Origin of the sequence: Xenorhabdus bovienii (assembly GCF_024721015.1) — a bacterium.
In the GTDB taxonomy this organism is placed as follows: Bacteria; Pseudomonadota; Gammaproteobacteria; order Enterobacterales; family Enterobacteriaceae; genus Xenorhabdus; species Xenorhabdus bovienii.
In genome coordinates, this window is the sequence record NZ_JANAIF010000024.1 from 1 (window position 1) to 16,081 (window position 16,081).

At 43.1% G+C, this 16,081-nt stretch carries 14 protein-coding genes and 1 pseudogene; 5 read left to right on the forward strand and 10 right to left on the reverse strand.

From position 1 onward, the window contains the following. Window positions 1-68: 68 nt before the first annotated feature. Window positions 69-1,433 (forward strand): annotated as a pseudogene (locus NXS07_RS08315) (glycoside hydrolase family 18 protein); the annotation flags it as partial. 123 nt (window positions 1,434-1,556) lie between these two features. Here the strand turns inward: NXS07_RS08315 and NXS07_RS08320 are convergent. From NXS07_RS08320 to NXS07_RS08360, 9 genes are all read right to left on the reverse strand, one after another. After that, window positions 1,557-2,924, reverse strand: coding sequence for an MFS transporter (locus NXS07_RS08320; RefSeq protein ID WP_038201168.1), 1,368 nt, complete (start codon window positions 2,922-2,924; stop codon window positions 1,557-1,559). Window positions 2,925-3,121: 197 nt separating this feature from the next. Beyond that, entirely contained in the window at window positions 3,122-4,006 is an 885-nt protein-coding gene (gene cyoE / locus NXS07_RS08325; protein ID WP_038191972.1) for a heme o synthase, read from the reverse strand. 13 nt (window positions 4,007-4,019) lie between these two features. After that, complete coding sequence (locus tag NXS07_RS08330) at window positions 4,020-4,352, reverse strand: cytochrome o ubiquinol oxidase subunit IV (RefSeq protein WP_012988151.1); 333 nt, start codon at window positions 4,350-4,352, stop codon at window positions 4,020-4,022. Next, the gene (locus tag NXS07_RS08335) at window positions 4,352-4,963 is read right to left on the reverse strand and encodes a cytochrome o ubiquinol oxidase subunit III (RefSeq protein WP_012988150.1); all 612 of its coding nucleotides are present in this window, start codon (window positions 4,961-4,963) and stop codon (window positions 4,352-4,354) included. The genes NXS07_RS08330 and NXS07_RS08335 overlap by 1 nt, the downstream gene beginning before the upstream one ends. After that, the gene (gene cyoB, locus NXS07_RS08340; protein WP_046336046.1) at window positions 4,963-6,945 is read right to left on the reverse strand and encodes a cytochrome o ubiquinol oxidase subunit I; all 1,983 of its coding nucleotides are present in this window, start codon (window positions 6,943-6,945) and stop codon (window positions 4,963-4,965) included. Before cyoB ends, NXS07_RS08335 begins: the two co-directional genes overlap by 1 nt. A 4-nt stretch (window positions 6,946-6,949) precedes the next feature. Next, on the reverse strand, window positions 6,950-7,915 hold the full coding sequence (cyoA, locus tag NXS07_RS08345; RefSeq protein WP_038201163.1) for a cytochrome o ubiquinol oxidase subunit II: 966 nt from the start codon (window positions 7,913-7,915) through the stop codon (window positions 6,950-6,952). A gap of 350 nt (window positions 7,916-8,265) precedes the next feature. Beyond that, the gene (locus tag NXS07_RS08350) at window positions 8,266-9,033 is read right to left on the reverse strand and encodes a nucleoside-specific channel-forming Tsx family protein (RefSeq protein WP_258086538.1); all 768 of its coding nucleotides are present in this window, start codon (window positions 9,031-9,033) and stop codon (window positions 8,266-8,268) included. Between the two features lie 265 nt (window positions 9,034-9,298). Beyond that, window positions 9,299-10,801: a muropeptide MFS transporter AmpG gene (ampG, locus tag NXS07_RS08355; RefSeq protein ID WP_238125124.1), complete on the reverse strand. Its 1,503-nt coding sequence runs from the start codon at window positions 10,799-10,801 to the stop codon at window positions 9,299-9,301. 72 nt (window positions 10,802-10,873) lie between these two features. Next, the gene (locus tag NXS07_RS08360; protein WP_258086539.1) at window positions 10,874-11,461 is read right to left on the reverse strand and encodes a lipoprotein; all 588 of its coding nucleotides are present in this window, start codon (window positions 11,459-11,461) and stop codon (window positions 10,874-10,876) included. A 242-nt stretch (window positions 11,462-11,703) separates the two neighbouring features. Between NXS07_RS08360 and bolA the strand changes: the two genes are divergently transcribed. Continuing rightward, complete coding sequence (bolA, locus tag NXS07_RS08365; protein WP_038191957.1) at window positions 11,704-12,027, forward strand: transcriptional regulator BolA; 324 nt, start codon at window positions 11,704-11,706, stop codon at window positions 12,025-12,027. Window positions 12,028-12,181: 154 nt separating this feature from the next. On the opposite strand, the gene NXS07_RS08370 is transcribed toward bolA, so the two are convergent. Then, window positions 12,182-12,361, reverse strand: coding sequence for a hypothetical protein (locus NXS07_RS08370; protein WP_038187533.1), 180 nt, complete (start codon window positions 12,359-12,361; stop codon window positions 12,182-12,184). Window positions 12,362-12,411: 50 nt separating this feature from the next. Here NXS07_RS08370 and tig point away from each other — a divergent pair, with 50 nt between their 5' ends. From tig to clpX, 3 genes are all read left to right on the forward strand, one after another. Further along, window positions 12,412-13,716, forward strand: a complete 1,305-nt coding sequence (tig, locus tag NXS07_RS08375) for a trigger factor (RefSeq protein ID WP_038201157.1) — start codon at window positions 12,412-12,414, stop codon at window positions 13,714-13,716. Between the two features lie 258 nt (window positions 13,717-13,974). Further along, on the forward strand, window positions 13,975-14,598 hold the full coding sequence (gene clpP / locus NXS07_RS08380) for an ATP-dependent Clp endopeptidase proteolytic subunit ClpP (protein WP_038187539.1): 624 nt from the start codon (window positions 13,975-13,977) through the stop codon (window positions 14,596-14,598). A gap of 143 nt (window positions 14,599-14,741) precedes the next feature. Beyond that, window positions 14,742-16,013, forward strand: a complete 1,272-nt coding sequence (gene clpX, locus NXS07_RS08385) for an ATP-dependent protease ATP-binding subunit ClpX (protein WP_258086540.1) — start codon at window positions 14,742-14,744, stop codon at window positions 16,011-16,013. Window positions 16,014-16,081 lie beyond the last annotated feature (68 nt).

Here is a 16,081-nt window from a genome sequence, read left to right on the forward strand (position 1 = left end):
GATTAATTTTCATGAGCGCGATCATGATCTGATACAAATGAAAAATCAAGCATCTTCAATGACGACGGATATATAATAAATATAACGTTAAAAATAAACCTAAGGTCATAGGTTATTATACTGACTGGTCACAATATGATAGCCGCCTGCAAGGTAATCAAACCCCTTCAGCACGGGGAAGAGGTATTGATCTACAACACTTGCTTGATAACCCTTTCGCCTATGATAAATTGATTATCGGTTTCTGTGGGATAGTAGGTGATCAAGGTGAGAAAAAAGCGTTAATTTCTCGGGCAGCACCGAAGTTTGGTCGTTACAATAATGGCGAAGTCACATTTACCGATGAATGGGGCGATTGTCAATCTTATGTAAACTGTACTTTCCCTAGGTGGCAAGACGTTCAGATGCCCAGAGATTTCAATCAGGACAAATCTATGGGAGTGCTAGGTGGGTTGGCAAAAATACAGGATGCAGCAAGGGCGCAAGGCCATGAACTGGTAATGTCATTCAGCGTCGGTGGTTGGACCATGAGTAATGGTTTTTACAATATGGTCAGGGACAGCCAATTGAAATCCAAATTTATTTCCAGTTTGATCGATATCTTTAAACGCTTCCCCATGTTCACTGAAGTAGATATTGATTGGGAATATCCTGGAGCGAAAGGAAATGATAACCCGCACGACTCGGAGGATGGTAAATATTATATTGACCTAATCCGTGATTTATCTTCTGCATTTAAGAACGCAGGACGTTCTGATATTAAAATCAGCATCGCTTGCTCTGCCGTACCAGATATTATGGAAAAATCCAAAATACCTGAATTATTAAAGGTTGGATTATATGGCATCAATGTCATGACCTATGATTTCTTTGGTACTCCGTGGGCTGATAAGTTAAGGCACCATACTAATTTGCGCCGTTATCCGGGCAGTGAAAATAGTGTGGAAAAAGCGGTTGAGTATCTACTCAGTGTTGGTGTGCCATCTCAAGCTATCAATATTGGTTATGCTGGATATTCTCGTAATGGCAAAAATACTAATATTACCAGTTATTCACCATTATCGGGCAGCTATAGTCCTGGAACGGGTACGACTACTGGGACATTTGAGTCCGGCTCAACAGAATGGTATGACACGATATATAATTATCTGAATCTAGAATCTCGTCAAGATAGAAATGGTTTTACCCTTTATACAGATGAAGTTGCGGATGCAGACTATCTTTATAATCAAAACAGTAAATTGTTTATATCACTGGATACACCGCGTACAGTGAAAGCCAAAGCAAAATATGCATTGGAAAAAAATCTAGGGGGAGTATTCACTTGGACAGCAGATCAGGACAGAGGGCCATTGGTGAATGCAGCTCGTGAAGGTCTGGGGTGCCCATTGTTGATTAAGAAAATTGACATGGAGCCTTTCTATTATAAAGGCAAAACCAACAAATAAAGTGTTATGTTTAAAGTATGATATTGGGTAAATTACCCAATACAGACATAGTACGGTGCTAGGGGATTATATCCATGCACCGTACTGTTTTATTACAAACGGCGGTGGTTATTTATGAGACAGCACAAGTTGTTCTAATTGTTCTCGATTGGTCTGTTTTGTATCAACTTTGACATACGCACTGAGTTCTTCTAATGCGATGACAATATCTTTCACACCCGCCTGTGACAATATTTTCTTTTCTAAGATGTCAGGATTATTCAATTGCTCAGGTAAGACAATCCTGATGCTGCTGACATAAGGTGGTTGACGTAGTGTCAGGCTGATAATAAACCAGAGTGCGGTTAGCACAATACCTCCCATAAATACCAATGATGCGCCTTGCTGTTCATAGAGCATTCCACCGAGGAAACCTCCCAATGCGACACCGAGGAATTGACTGGTAGAGTAAACCCCCATCGCCGTACCTTTGTAACCAGCGGGCGCTTCTTTGCTGATGAGTGATGGTAAAATGGCTTCCATGATATTAAAAGCGAGAAAGAACACCTGAATACCTGCAAAAATTCCCCAAAGGTGTGAACCCACTGACCATAAAACTAATTCGGCGATGAATAACAGTCCGATGCAAAGTAAAAATACCTGTTTCATACGGCGTTTTTTCTCTGCGTAGATAATGAAGGGTAAAACAGCAATAAAAGAAATGAGTGTGGTAATTAAGTAAACTTTCCAGTGTTTCTGTGGTGGAAAGCCGGCTTTTTCCATGATTAGGGGGAGGGCAATAAAACTCGACATTAATAAAGTATGCAGGCTGAGAATGCCAAAATTGAGTTTTAGTAGCTGAGGATCAGAGAGCACACGTCGAAAACTGCCACGGGCAATTCCAGACTCGCGATTCAGTATGTGTTTATGCGCAGACGGTACAGCGAACAAGGTGATCAAGATACCACAACTGGCCAAGATCGTTATTGCTCCAAACAGACCATTTAACCCTATTTGGTGCGTGATGATAGGGCCGACAACAATAGCAAAGGCGAAGGTAATACCAAAGCTAATGCCAATGAATGCCATAGCTTTTGTACGATTCTGTTCGCGGGTAAGATCAGAAAGTAATGCCATGATTGCAGCAGATATTGCACCAGCACCCTGTAAGGCTCTGCCGATGATAATACCCCAAATAGAGTCGCTCAAAGCCGCAATAATACTGCCTAGTACAAAGATGAGCAGCCCACCGATGATTAGGGGTTTTCTACCGATTCTGTCTGAAAGCAACCCGAATGGGATTTGAAATATTGCCTGTGTTAAACCGTAGATGCCAATAGCAATCCCGATCAAGGTTTCGCTGGATCCCCGTAACTCCAAGCCGTAGGTTGTTAAAACAGGTAAAACCATGAACATACCTAACATGCGCAGAGAAAAAACGGAACCTAAGCCCCACGTTGCTCGAAGTTCAAGCGGAGTCATTTTATTATCGTTCATGGATACCTCAAAAAATTCGATATGACATTTCACTTAAATAGGAACATGTCATTGTAAAATGCTAATTATCTCATTAGTAATCAATAGTAATTAAATTATATGGATAAAAAATAACGTTTATAAATAAACAAGTTGTAAATGAATAAAGAGATAAGGGAAAGGAAAAGAGGGCAGGGGAAGACCCAGCCCTCTTGATATTACCGAACGTAAGTCAGCAGCGTTTCTGGAGATGCTGTTGAATCGACAGACATCATGACGCTCAAAGACATGATAGCGACAATAGAAAACATAAATAACTTACGGGCCCAGATACGATCATTAGCAGTTTTATAACCTGATAATGCCATACCCAGCCACCAGATACTCACTGCTGCTGCTACGATGAGGTATTTGTAACCTGCGTAACCGCTGATTGTCAGCATCAAGGTGGCAACCATAAAGGCCAAGATATACAGGGTGATGTGGTTTTTCGCCACAGAAATACCCTTAATTACTGGCAATACTGGAATGTTGGCGGCCTGATAATCTTTGAACCGAAAAATAGCAATGGCGTAAGAGTGGGGCATTTGCCATAAACTGAAGATTAGCAACAGTATCAATGCCCCTGTGTCAAACTGCCCTGTTACTGCACAATAACCAATAACTGGAGGTGCCGCACCTGACAAACTACCAACCAGCGTGCCATAAACAGATTTTCTTTTCATGTAGAGGCTATAAACCCCAACATAAATCACAAACCCGATGAGGGCTAACTGCATTGCTAAGGCATTGGCTGCTACATAGAGCAGCACTATGCCAGCAATACCTAGCACTGAGGCGTAAATCAGGCTGATTTTCGGATCGATAAGCCCTTTAACAAGGACCCTGTTTTTTGTTCTCTCCATGATTCGGTCGATATCGCGGTCGATATAGTTGTTAAATACACAACCAGATGCAACTACCAGCGATACCCCGAGCATCGTAGCAAAGAACAATGGGTAATCTATTACGCCCTTGGAAGCGAGTAGAAAACCTCCAACCACAGAAATTAGATTTCCGAAAATAATTCCTGGTTTGGTCACTTGCAGGTATTGCTTAATCATTCAAGTCAACTCTTTAATCAACCATCATATTGATGTTCAGGTTGTACATAATCCACAGAGAGCCGACAACAACGATAGCGATGACAAGCAATGTGAATATCAAAGCGACGAGGTTCCAACGTTCTTCAGACGATGTGTTCATGTGCAGGAAACAGACGAAATGTACAAAGATCTGAATCACGGCCATGCCGATAACTGTAAGCAGGATTGTGCTCTGGGAAGCACTGCCATCCATCACCATCCAGAATGGAATTACGGTCAGTATGACTGACAGGATAAAACCAATCATGTAGGTTTTGAAACTGCCGTGGTCGGCACCGGAATGAGAAGTATTTGGATGACTCATTACATAGCTCCCATCAGATAAACGACAGTAAATACACAAATCCATACTACGTCGAGGAAGTGCCAGAACAGGCTCAGGCAACTCAGACGAGTACGATTCACTTCAGTCAGACCACGGCGTGCAACCTGAACCATCATGATAATAATCCAGATCAAGCCACAAGTTACGTGGATACCGTGAGTGGCAACCAAAGCAAAGAAGGATGACAGAAATGCACTGCGATCAGGGCCAAAACCTTCTGAAATCAGTTTATGGAATTCATAGATTTCCATCGAAACGAAGCCGAGGCCGAACAAGAAAGTAATGAACAGCCACAGGTTAACTTGGCCCGTTTTACCTTTGTTCATGCTCAGCATGGCGAAACCATAGGTGATACTGCTGAACAGTAGCAGGAAGGTTTCGACCAGAACAAATGGCAATTCAAAAATATCTTTACCGGATGGGCCACCTGCCGTGCCGTTGGCCAGTACTGCATAAGTGGCGAACAGGCTTGCAAACAGAACCAAGTCACTCATCAGGTAGATCCAGAAGCCAAATATCTTCATGGAGCCTACGTCATGGTGCCCATGATGCTCATGGGCGGCTGTGTTGTTAAGGGTTTGAGTCGACATTATTTCACACCTGCCTTTCTCAGTTCTTCGTAATGCTGATTTTCAGTTTTTTCGACTTCAGCTACAGGAACGTAGTAATCAACATCTTCGTCAAAGCTTTTCACGATCCAAGTGATGATAGTACCGGCGAAACTTGCGATAGCCAGCCACCAGATATCCCAGATCATGGCAAAGCCGAAGACCAGGAGGAACGCACTGATAATGATGCCCGCGCTTGTGTTTTTAGGCATATGAATTTCTCCATATTTAGCCGGACGTTTATGAGCAGTGTCTTTCTCCTTCATATCCCACCATGCGTCGCGAGTCTGGATATGAGGAACTTCAGCAAAGTTATAGAACGGAGGCGGAGATGAAGTTGACCATTCCAAAGTACGGCCACCCCATGGGTCACCAGTCAGATCACGGTTTTGTTCACGGTCACGGATACTGACGTAGAACTGGATAACCTGACACAGAATACCAAGAGCGATTAAGACAACTCCACCCGCTGCAACAACCAGCATAGTGTGGAATGCAGGGTCGATATCTTGACTCAGACGACGGGTCATGCCCATGAAGCCCAACGCGTACAGTGGCATAAAGGCTACGAAGAAACCGGTGATCCAGAACCAGAATGCACGGATACCCCATTTTTCGTTCAGTGTGAAACCAAACGCTTTCGGGAACCAGTAAGCGGTACCTGCAAAGCAGCCAAATACCACACCACCAATAATAACGTTATGGAAGTGAGCAATCAGGAACAAACTGTTATGCAGAACGAAGTTCGCGCCAGGTACGGCCAGCAGAACACCTGTCATACCACCAATGGAGAAAGTGACGAGGAAGCCAACAGTCCACAGCATTGGGGTTTTAAATTCGATACGACCACGGTACATGGTGAACAGCCAGTTGAAGATCTTAACCCCAGTTGGGATAGAGATAATCATTGTGGCGATACCAAAGAAGGCGTTGACGTTCGCACCAGAGCCCATCGTAAAGAAGTGGTGTAGCCATACAACGAACGACAGAATGGTAATAACAATCGTCGCCCATACCAGCGAGGTATAACCAAACAGGCGTTTTTTCGCGAAGGTCGCTGTGACTTCAGAGAAGATACCAAAGACAGGCAGAACCAGAATGTAAACTTCTGGATGACCCCAAGCCCAGATCAGGTTGATGTACATCATCATATTGCCGCCCATATCATTGGTGAAGAAATGGGTGCCCATATAACGATCCAGAGTTAACAGTGCAACAGTGACTGTCAGGATTGGGAATGCTGCAATAATCAGTACGTTGGTACACAGTACGGTCCATGAGAAAACCGGCATTTTCATCATAGACATGCCTGGCGCACGCATACGCAGGATAGTCACGAAGAAGTTAACGCCTGTCAGCAATGTACCAATACCGGAGAGCTGGAGACTCCATATCCAATAATCAACACCAACCCCGGGGTTGTATAGTTTACCTGATAGAGGAGGGTAGGCCAACCAGCCTGTCTGTGCGAACTCACCGACACCGAGGGAGAGGTTGATCAGTACGACACCGACAACAAATAACCAGAAGCTCAGTGAGTTCAGGAATGGGAAAGCAACGTCACGCGCCCCGATTTGCAGGGGAACTACGATGTTCATCAGACCGACAACGAACGGCATTGCCATGAAGAAGATCATGATAACGCCGTGGGCGGTAAAGACTTGATCATAATGGTGCGGGGGCAGGAAGCCGGCTTCACCTGCGGAAGCCAGAGCTTGCTGTCCACGCATCATGATGGCGTCAGCGAAACCGCGAACCATCATGACCATGGCAACGACGATATACATGATACCGATTTTTTTATGGTCAACGCTGGTTAACCATTCGCTCCAGAGCCATTTCCATTTACGGAAATAAGTTAAGGTACCGACAACCGCCAGTCCCCCGAGAAGGATTGCAATCAGAGTCACTACAATAATGGGTTCATGTAGTGGGATTGCATCCAGTGTTAATTTTCCCCACATGCCTTTATTCCTCAACACCTGCATGAGCCGGCTGACTCATATTCATATTATGATCCGCAGCTTCACCATGTTCTGTTTTGCCGTGACTTGCTGTACCAAACATACCACCATGTTTCATGTCACCCATGAATTTGGTGATCGTTTCTTGGAACAGCTTTGGTTTCACTCTTGAGAAGTATTCAACAGGGTTATTTTGGCTTTTTTCAGCTAAGTCATTAAACGCCTGCACAGTATCCAGGGTTTTAGGTGATGCCTTAACTTTCTGCACCCACTGTTCAAAACTTTCACGATCAGGTGTCGCTGTTGCAGTAAATTTCATGCCAGAGAAGCCTTCGCCGCTATAGCTTGCTGAGAACCCTTTATATGTATCCGGTGTATTAGCAATCAAGTGCAGTTTTGTCTGCATGCCTGCCATCGCATAAATCTGACCGCCTAACTGTGGGATGAAAAAGGAGTTCATCACAGAGTCTGACGTGATTTTGAAGTTCACGGGAACATTGGTAGGGAATGCAATTTCGTTTACTGTCGCAATGCCTTGTTCTGGGTAGATAAATAGCCATTTCCAGTCAAGGGAAATAACTTCAATCGTTACCGGTTTTTCTTCATAGTCCAATGGCTTATATGGATCGAGTTCCTGAGTCGTTTTCCATGTAATGGTTGCCAAGACGATGATAATCAGAATAGGCACAGTCCAAACGACAAGCTCAATTTTATTTGAGTGTGCCCAGTTTGGACGGTAAGTAGCGGATTTATTGGCTTCCCGGTAACGTAGAGCAAAAATGATTGCCATTACGATAGCCGGAATAACAACGATCAGCATCAGGCCAAACGCTGTCAGTATCAGCGTTTTTTGCTCAACGCCGATCGCCCCTTTGGGATTCATCAATACCATATCACAACCACTTAGTATTAAAGTGGCTGCGAGTAATGACGACAACCCAATAGTTTTTTTGTATTTCATAAGTCTCATTGAGCGACCCCAGATAACAAAAGCTTTATTGTCGTTTCATCAGTGCGGGCATTCTACGGTAAGGTCACCGGAGTGTAAACAATTGTAATGGAAGCAAGATAACTTGTAGGCTTTTTATGTTAGAGGGATCACATGTGATGTAAGATTTAACAAAAAGTTAATTTTAGATGGTTACTTTAACCAAGAGTTCAAAATAAGTATTTATTTTAAAATAACTTTCTATTTTTAAAAAGAAAAAACTGATGAAAACCAAAGGAAATAAGACTAAAACAAGCGTTTTTTACAATATGATAACCGTTGTTTATCGGTACTGATGAGCAGCTTGTTGCTGCTCATCAGTTAAATTTATTTTAGAAGTTATATTTTACACTATAAACAATACCATCCTGCAAGAAATCTTCGCCTAATTTGTTATCCGCATAGCGATATTGAATCCCAGTAGTAAAGGAAGGATGTGGAGTCCACCATAATCCGACAGCACCATTGATACCCTCTCGGCCACCATTGCCGTAGCGCTGATTACGGTTCAACTCAATTTCATTCCAGTTCGTAATACTGAATTTTTCTTGCCAGAGTTGGAAATCGTACCCTGCAACCCAGCCTACGACATAACCGTTATTACCTGAGTAGAAAGTTTGGTCAACATAGTGAAGTGCGACAAAAGGTTTGAACCAAACACCAGCAAGCGTGGTGTTATAGCCCAATCCATAGAGAGTATTTACTTCATGGAAATTGCCACCGTTGGCTTTACCTGGTAGTGAATAGGTGCCATAAACATGACCATAAAGGTTGAAACCAGTATCACCGAGATAGAAACGACCTGTGGTTTTGAAGGTGTAGCGCTGGTTATCACCGGGTTGTGCAGTTTTGTTGTTAAATGGATTTTCTAAATCAAGGAAACCATATAGCTCGCCCCAACTGAACCCAGCTCCACCTTCTAGTTCCAAATAAGCAAAGTCATCTTTATGTGAGGTCTGCCCTGTTTTTTGAGTGGTGTGTTTGGTCCAGTCAAGGTAGTTCATGCTGACATTGGCAAAACCCCACTGATATTCCGCGCTGGCTGATGCAGAAACCAAGGCAGTAGCAACTGCGGTGAGTGTCAAAATATGTCTTTTCATAAATTCCCTTTATATGGTTTTAGGATAAATAAAGATGTCTTGAATGGTTCGAAACAAAATACATTCGGATAATAATATTTGTTAGTGTGAATATAAATGTTCCACTCTTGAAAAAGACGTTTTCCAAGTCACATAATGGCTGTTTTTTATTTTTATTGTGAAGTTTATCACTAAAATAAGGCAGCCAAAGGTTGAACCTTACCAACCTTTGGCTTTTTCAGAAAGCGCATCTAAGATGCTGTAGTAGGAGTTCAGGGGGAACACACTAAGCGAATTTGGTTTTCCTCAAAGCTAAATAATCCAGCGCTCCTCCCAATAGAAGTCCTGCAGTACCCATTGCGATACTGAATGAGAATACGGGTGAGATTGCTTTTTGAAGTTCATCAAGGACGATAAAATGAGCCATACTACTGATGATAATTATCAGGCAGCTACAAATTAACCAAATTATAAATATGAAAGCGGCGAGCAGCATGATAATGAAAGCAATCCGATAATAGCCCTTGAATAATGTACGGGAAATGAAACTATCGTTTTTTTCAGTATAAGCCAGTGTCTTGCGGCAGATAAACAAAAGCCACAGACCCGGTAATCCGATGACAATGGAGAATAGATAAAACATGGACCAGCCGTGAGATTCAGCGAACCATCCCGCAACCGGGCCGACATAAACCCGTCCAATTGCTGCTAATGCAGAAAGCAGGGCAAATTGTGTCGCTGAAAATGATTTATTGCATAAGGTCATTAACAGGGCGACAAACGCTGCTGTTCCCATGCCACCACAGATATTTTCCAGAAAAACAGCGCCCCCCATCACGTAGATGTCTTTGGGAGTGACGGCAAGTATCCAATAACCCAAATTTGAAACGGTTTGGAGAATGCCAAATATCATCAGGGCGCGAAACAGGCTCCATTTATGCATCAAATAGCCGCCATATAGAGCACCTACAATGGTAGCAGCCAAGCCGAGTGTTTTATTGATCATACCGACTTCAGCAGCAGTAAAGCCAACACCACGTATAAGGAACGTTGTACTGAGAGAGAGCGCAAACGCATCAGCAAGCTTATACAGTACAATTAATAGCAGAATAATCCAGGCATTGTTTCGGCTAAAGAAATCAGATAAGGGTTCGAATACTGCCTGATGTAATGTTTTTGGTGGCGCTGTATTAATCTTTGGTTCTTTGGCATTGAGTGTGGCATAAACACCAATGAGCATCATGCCTGCCATTATCAAATACATATTCTGCCAGCCAATATAAGTGGTCAGCCACAACGCCAAACCACCGGAAACCAACATGGCTATCCGATATCCTAGAACGGAAATTGCAGCACCTGAACCGCGTTCTTCCTGTGAAAGTAAGTCGGTTTTATAGGCATCAAAGATAATATCTTGGGAAGCGGAAAAAAATGCGACAGAGACGGCTAATGCTGCGAGCCACCATAAATGTTCAGATGGCTTGAGGAAAGCCATTGTGGCAATACTGACGATAAGCAGGAGCTGAGTCACCAGCATCCATCCCCGCCGCCGCCCTAAAAATGAGGGCGAATATCTGTCCATTGCCGGAGCCCAGAGGAATTTAAAGACATAGGCTTGACCAACCAAAGTGAAAAAACCGATGGTTTTGATATCCAGATTTTCAACTGTCATCCATGCCTGTAATGTTCCTCCCGTGAGTGCTAGGGGTAGACCAGAGGCAAAACCTAGTAAAAGAAGGATGTAATAATTACGTAATCTGGACAGCTTATTGAGATAATGATTAGTCATGAGCCTCTCAAGAAAACTTTCTGCACATTAACTAACTGGGCAGAATTTGGCAGAAAGTTTTTTCATCTCCTGTTAGTGAACGTTTTGTTTGATGAAGGTGCTGACTGACGAATCTTGGGCCATGTCTGCGATCACGTCAGATAAAACCGTGTTTACGGCATCTGCAATTTTCGCATTTGTTGCACTTAATGGCCCTTGAACATTGTAGCTAGTGCGATAGTTTTTGATCTGCTGGCTGTCATCTTGGGCATAAACAATAATGGAGACTTCTGCTTTTGTAGAAATATCGTGGCGTAGACTCCCTTCCTTAACATTGGCATAAAGCTGATTCACAACGACTTGCAAGTTGGCATTGGCAGGAGAACCAATCATATAGCCGCGAGCTACCATTTGCTTTTCCAGTGCTTCTTGGAGTAAAAACCGTAAATCACGGGAAGGTGTCAGGGTAACCAGTCTGGCATCGCGATTAACTTGGGCCAGTGCTTGAGATTGACGATGATCGACCCCACTAATACTGATTGTGATCGCTTTCATTGTCGGATCTACGGGTGGCAGGGTAATTTTTGGTTGAATTGCCAATGTATTGCCGGAGTTTGCACAGCCAGATAAGCCAGCTAAAAAGAAAAGTGCAAGCAATGAAGTAAATATTTTTTTTAGCATGTAGGTTTTCTCATTCAGGATACGGATACCCGATATATTAATACAGGTAGTATAAACAGTCGCAATCATAGCATTGCTATTGATAGCGGCATATCCCTAATGAATGCTTGAAACATAGGGAGAAATACCCCAAGTAAATTCTGTTAAAGATATTTGGCTGCCCTGATGTTATAACTCACGGGAAATAAACTAGAATCAATTATATGGTTGATAAATAACCTTTGGTGATGAAGGAGAATGGGATGGTTCGTCAGGAAATAGAAATAAAGTTACAGGCGGCATTTAAGCCTTCTCATCTGGAAGTGATCGATGAAAGTTATCGTCATAATGTGCCAGCAGGTTCTGAAAGCCATTTTAAAATAATTGTGATCAGTAATGAATTTGTCGATCAGCGAGTGCTTAGCCGCCATCGCTCAGTATATAGTGTCTTAGCTAAAGAGTTGGAAGAAGGCGTACATGCTTTAGCGCTTCATACTTATACAGAAAAAGAGTGGGCAGAATTGGGAGACACTGTTCTAGCTTCGCCTGCATGCCGGGGAGGAAGTACGACGACGTCAGGTTTGTGATTTTTCCGGGTTAGACTATATATCCTACTTAATTTTTTATTTTATTAATCTGATTTTAATTTTAGACTTCAGCCTTCGGGCTGTATTTTTGTATATATTCACACCGGATAGACGATATCGTGATGCAGTCATTGAGCCATGTTTATCACAGAAGTCAACGAATATTGCCTGCTTTTGTCTGCAATTCTCGACTCATACTGTCTGCGTCGCTATAATGCTGCGTCTGAATTTTTAGAATGGTTTCGGGACGCTTCTGATCACAGGGATTCTCGGTTTTTAAATACGACCGCCCCGGTTCTTGATGAGTGTTGTAATCAGCCAGTTTTTCAGGCATTACGACACTCTGAAGTTGACCGAGCACTATGATTTTTTTGAGGTAACAAGATGCAAGTTTCTGTTGAAACCACTCAAGGCCTTGGGCGTCGTGTATCAATCACCGTTCCTGCTGCCGACATTGAAAAAGCAATTAGCAGTGAATTGGTTAATGTAGCGAAAAAAGTCCGTATCGACGGTTTCCGTAAAGGCAAAGTGCCTATGAATATCGTCAAACAGCGTTATGGCGCTTCCGTTCTGCAGGATGTTCTTGGTGATCTGATGCAACGCAATTTCGTCAATGCGATCATTGAGAATAAAATTAATCCAGCAGGCGCGCCAAGCTATAAACCAGAGCAGTTTAAAGATGGTGAAGACTTCATTTATGCTGTTGAGTTTGAAGTTTATCCAGAGATTGAACTGAAAGGTCTGGAAGAGATCGAAGTTGAAAAACCGGTTGTTGAAGTTAAAGATGCAGACGTTGACGCGATGCTGGAAACTTTGCGTAAACAGCAGGCAGATTGGAAAGAAACTGATGAAGCAGCGGCTGCGGAAGATCGCGTAACTGTTGACTTCACTGGTTCTGTTGATGGCGAAGAGTTCGAAGGCGGCAAATCAACTGATTTCGTTCTGGCAATGGGCCAGGGCCGTATGATCCCTGGTTTTGAAGAGGGCGTCGTTGGCCACAAAGCGGGTGAAGAATTTACCCTCGATGTGACTTTCCCAGAAGATTATCATGCAGAAAACCTGAAAGGGAAAGCTGCGACGTTTGCTATCAACCTGAAGAAAGTTGAACAGCGTGAACTGCCAGAACTGACCGAAGAGTTTATCAAGCGTTTTGGTATTGCTGACGGCACTGTTGATGGTTTGCGTGCTGAAGTGCGCAAAAATATGGAACGTGAGCTGAAGAACGCGGTTCGTAGCCATATCAAGACTCAGGTTCTTGATGGTCTGGTTAATGCGAACGAAGTTGAAGTTCCAGCAGCGGTTATCGATGGCGAAATTGATGTGTTGCGCCGTCAGGCTGCTCAGCGTTTCGGCGGCAATGAAAAACAAGCTCTGGAACTGCCACGTGAACTGTTCGAAGAGCAGGCAAAACGCCGCGTTGTTGTTGGTTTGCTGTTAGGTGAAGTCATTAGCAGCAATGAGCTGAAAGTTGACGAAGATCGCGTTAATGTGTTGATCGAAGAGATGGCTTCTGCTTATGAAGATCCAAAAGAAGTGATCGAATACTACAGCAAAAATAAAGAAATGCTGAACAACGTCCGCAACATTGCTCTGGAAGAGCAGGCTGTTGAATTTGTTCTGAATAAAGCAAAAGTTTCTGAAAAAGAAGCCGACTTTAATGATCTTATGAACCAAAATCAACTGGCATAAGTTTCATTTATTGATTACCTGAGATAATAAAATTTCTCTCAGTAATGCAAACCCGCAGGCTATGCTTGCGGGTTTTTTTATTGTCCTTGAAAAAAACAGATTTAACCTCATATCCTTTCTTACTATTATGTAAGGGCTTACTACTTTTTAGGGGGAGAAAGCCCTCTGTTAGTTAACTTTGAATCATGGTCATCATCGCTTATCTCAAGTAGAATCAGTTATGAATGGCACCAGCGTGAGTTCTATTAGGAGACGGAAATGTCATACAGTGGCAAGCAAGATCAATATGCACCTAACATGTCTTTGGTGCCGATGGTGGTTGAACAAACTGCACGTGGAGAACGTGCATTCGATATTTATTCCCGTTTATTAAAAGATCGAATTATTTTTCTGACTGGGCCAGTTGAAGATCATATGGCGAACTTAATTGTCGCCCAAATGTTATTCCTGGAAGCAGAAAACCCAGAAAAAGATATTAACTTATATATCAACTCTCCGGGTGGGGTTATTACAGCGGGTATGTCTATTTATGACACGATGCAATTTATCAAGCCGGATGTGAGTACTATCTGTATGGGGCAAGCCTGTTCAATGGGTGCATTCCTGTTGACAGCGGGAGCAAAAGGTAAGCGTTTCTGTCTGCCAAATTCTAGGGTCATGATTCACCAGCCATTAGGTGGTTTCCAAGGGCAGGCGACAGATATTGAAATTCATGCGCAGGAGATACTCAAGGTTAAAGCTCGCATGAACGAGTTGATGGCGAAACATACTGGCAAACCACTTGAGAAGATCGTCGAAGATACAGAACGCGACCGTTTCTTATCAGCTGCAGAATCCGTAGAATACGGTTTGGTTGATAGTATATTTACCCAGCGCAACTAATTTATTGATAATTACTTTATTACTCCGGCGCTATAATTTTAAGGGCGTTTTTTTGTTGGCGCCTTACTCGGCGGAGTAATGACAGCGTATTTTCTGTTATGCCAGATAAACTGGGATAACAGCTCATAAAGTGAGGTTGACTGATGACAGATAAGCGCAAAGACGGTTCAGGAAAGCTGCTGTATTGCTCTTTCTGCGGGAAAAGCCAACATGAAGTTCGGAAATTAATAGCTGGCCCGTCAGTGTATATCTGCGACGAATGTGTCGATTTATGTAACGATATCATTCGCGAAGAAATTAAAGAACTAGTACCACACCGTGAGCGTAGCGCTTTGCCTACCCCTCATGAAATTCGTCAACATCTGGATGATTATGTTATCGGTCAGGAAACGGCGAAGAAAGTGTTAGCAGTCGCTGTTTATAACCATTACAAGAGACTGCGTAATGATGACACTAATAACGGTGTGGAATTAGGAAAGAGTAATATTCTGCTGATTGGCCCAACAGGTAGTGGTAAAACCCTACTTGCTGAGACACTCGCTCGTTATTTAGATGTGCCTTTTACTATGGCCGATGCTACGACACTGACTGAAGCGGGTTATGTCGGTGAAGATGTAGAAAATATTATCCAGAAACTGCTGCAAAAGTGTGACTACGATGTGCAGAAAGCGCAGCGTGGGATTGTGTATATTGATGAAATAGATAAGATTTCTCGCAAATCTGATAATCCGTCAATTACTCGTGATGTCTCGGGAGAGGGCGTTCAGCAGGCACTTTTGAAGCTGATTGAAGGTACAGTGGCAGCGGTTCCACCTCAAGGTGGCCGTAAACATCCACAGCAGGAATTTCTTCAGGTTGATACCTCTAAGATCTTGTTTATCTGTGGTGGTGCATTTGCAGGATTGGACAAAGTTATTAGCCAGCGTTTGAATGTCAGCTCGGGTATCGGTTTTAGTGCTACAGTTAAAGGCGAGTCGGAGAAAGTAACAGAAGGCGAATTGCTTGCTCAGGCTGAACCGGAAGATTTGATCAAATTTGGGTTAATTCCTGAATTCATTGGCCGTCTGCCAGTTGTGGCAACATTGACTGAACTGAGTGAAGAAGCACTGATTCAGATCCTGCAAGAGCCGAAAAACGCGTTGACCAAACAGTATCAGGCTCTGTTTAATCTGGAAGGTGCTGAACTTGAGTTCAGAAAAGAAGCATTGACAGCGATTGCGAAGAAGGCTATGGCACGTAAGACTGGTGCACGTGGTCTTCGTTCAATCGTAGAAGGTGTTTTGCTGGATACGATGTATGACCTGCCATCAATGGAACATGTAGAAAAAGTTGTCGTTGATGAAGCGGTTGTTGAAGAGAAATCAGCGCCATTATTGATATATAGCAAGCCGGATGCCCAAGTTTCTGGTGAGTGATGAAAATAGGGTAGGAAGTACCGATTATCAATATGTATTGAAAAAATAAAAATGAGGGATTCTCCCTC

What these genes read in the sequence shown, in the direction of transcription:
- clpP (WP_038187539.1), top strand. Translation starts at nt 13,975, where the DNA reads ATGTCATACAGTGGCAAGCAAGATCAATATGCACCTAACATGTCTTTG.
- NXS07_RS08330 (WP_012988151.1), bottom strand. Translation starts at nt 4,352, where the DNA reads ATGAGTCATCCAAATACTTCTCATTCCGGTGCCGACCACGGCAGTTTC.
- NXS07_RS08335 (WP_012988150.1), bottom strand. Translation starts at nt 4,963, where the DNA reads ATGTCGACTCAAACCCTTAACAACACAGCCGCCCATGAGCATCATGGG.
- NXS07_RS08360 (WP_258086539.1), bottom strand. Translation starts at nt 11,461, where the DNA reads ATGCTAAAAAAAATATTTACTTCATTGCTTGCACTTTTCTTTTTAGCT.
- clpX (WP_258086540.1), top strand. Translation starts at nt 14,742, where the DNA reads ATGACAGATAAGCGCAAAGACGGTTCAGGAAAGCTGCTGTATTGCTCT.
- ampG (WP_238125124.1), bottom strand. Translation starts at nt 10,801, where the DNA reads ATGACTAATCATTATCTCAATAAGCTGTCCAGATTACGTAATTATTAC.
- cyoB (WP_046336046.1), bottom strand. Translation starts at nt 6,945, where the DNA reads ATGTGGGGAAAATTAACACTGGATGCAATCCCACTACATGAACCCATT.
- NXS07_RS08350 (WP_258086538.1), bottom strand. Translation starts at nt 9,033, where the DNA reads ATGAAAAGACATATTTTGACACTCACCGCAGTTGCTACTGCCTTGGTT.
- NXS07_RS08370 (WP_038187533.1), bottom strand. Translation starts at nt 12,361, where the DNA reads ATGCCTGAAAAACTGGCTGATTACAACACTCATCAAGAACCGGGGCGG.
- tig (WP_038201157.1), top strand. Translation starts at nt 12,412, where the DNA reads ATGCAAGTTTCTGTTGAAACCACTCAAGGCCTTGGGCGTCGTGTATCA.
- NXS07_RS08320 (WP_038201168.1), bottom strand. Translation starts at nt 2,924, where the DNA reads ATGAACGATAATAAAATGACTCCGCTTGAACTTCGAGCAACGTGGGGC.
- cyoE (WP_038191972.1), bottom strand. Translation starts at nt 4,006, where the DNA reads ATGATTAAGCAATACCTGCAAGTGACCAAACCAGGAATTATTTTCGGA.
- bolA (WP_038191957.1), top strand. Translation starts at nt 11,704, where the DNA reads ATGGTTCGTCAGGAAATAGAAATAAAGTTACAGGCGGCATTTAAGCCT.
- cyoA (WP_038201163.1), bottom strand. Translation starts at nt 7,915, where the DNA reads ATGAGACTTATGAAATACAAAAAAACTATTGGGTTGTCGTCATTACTC.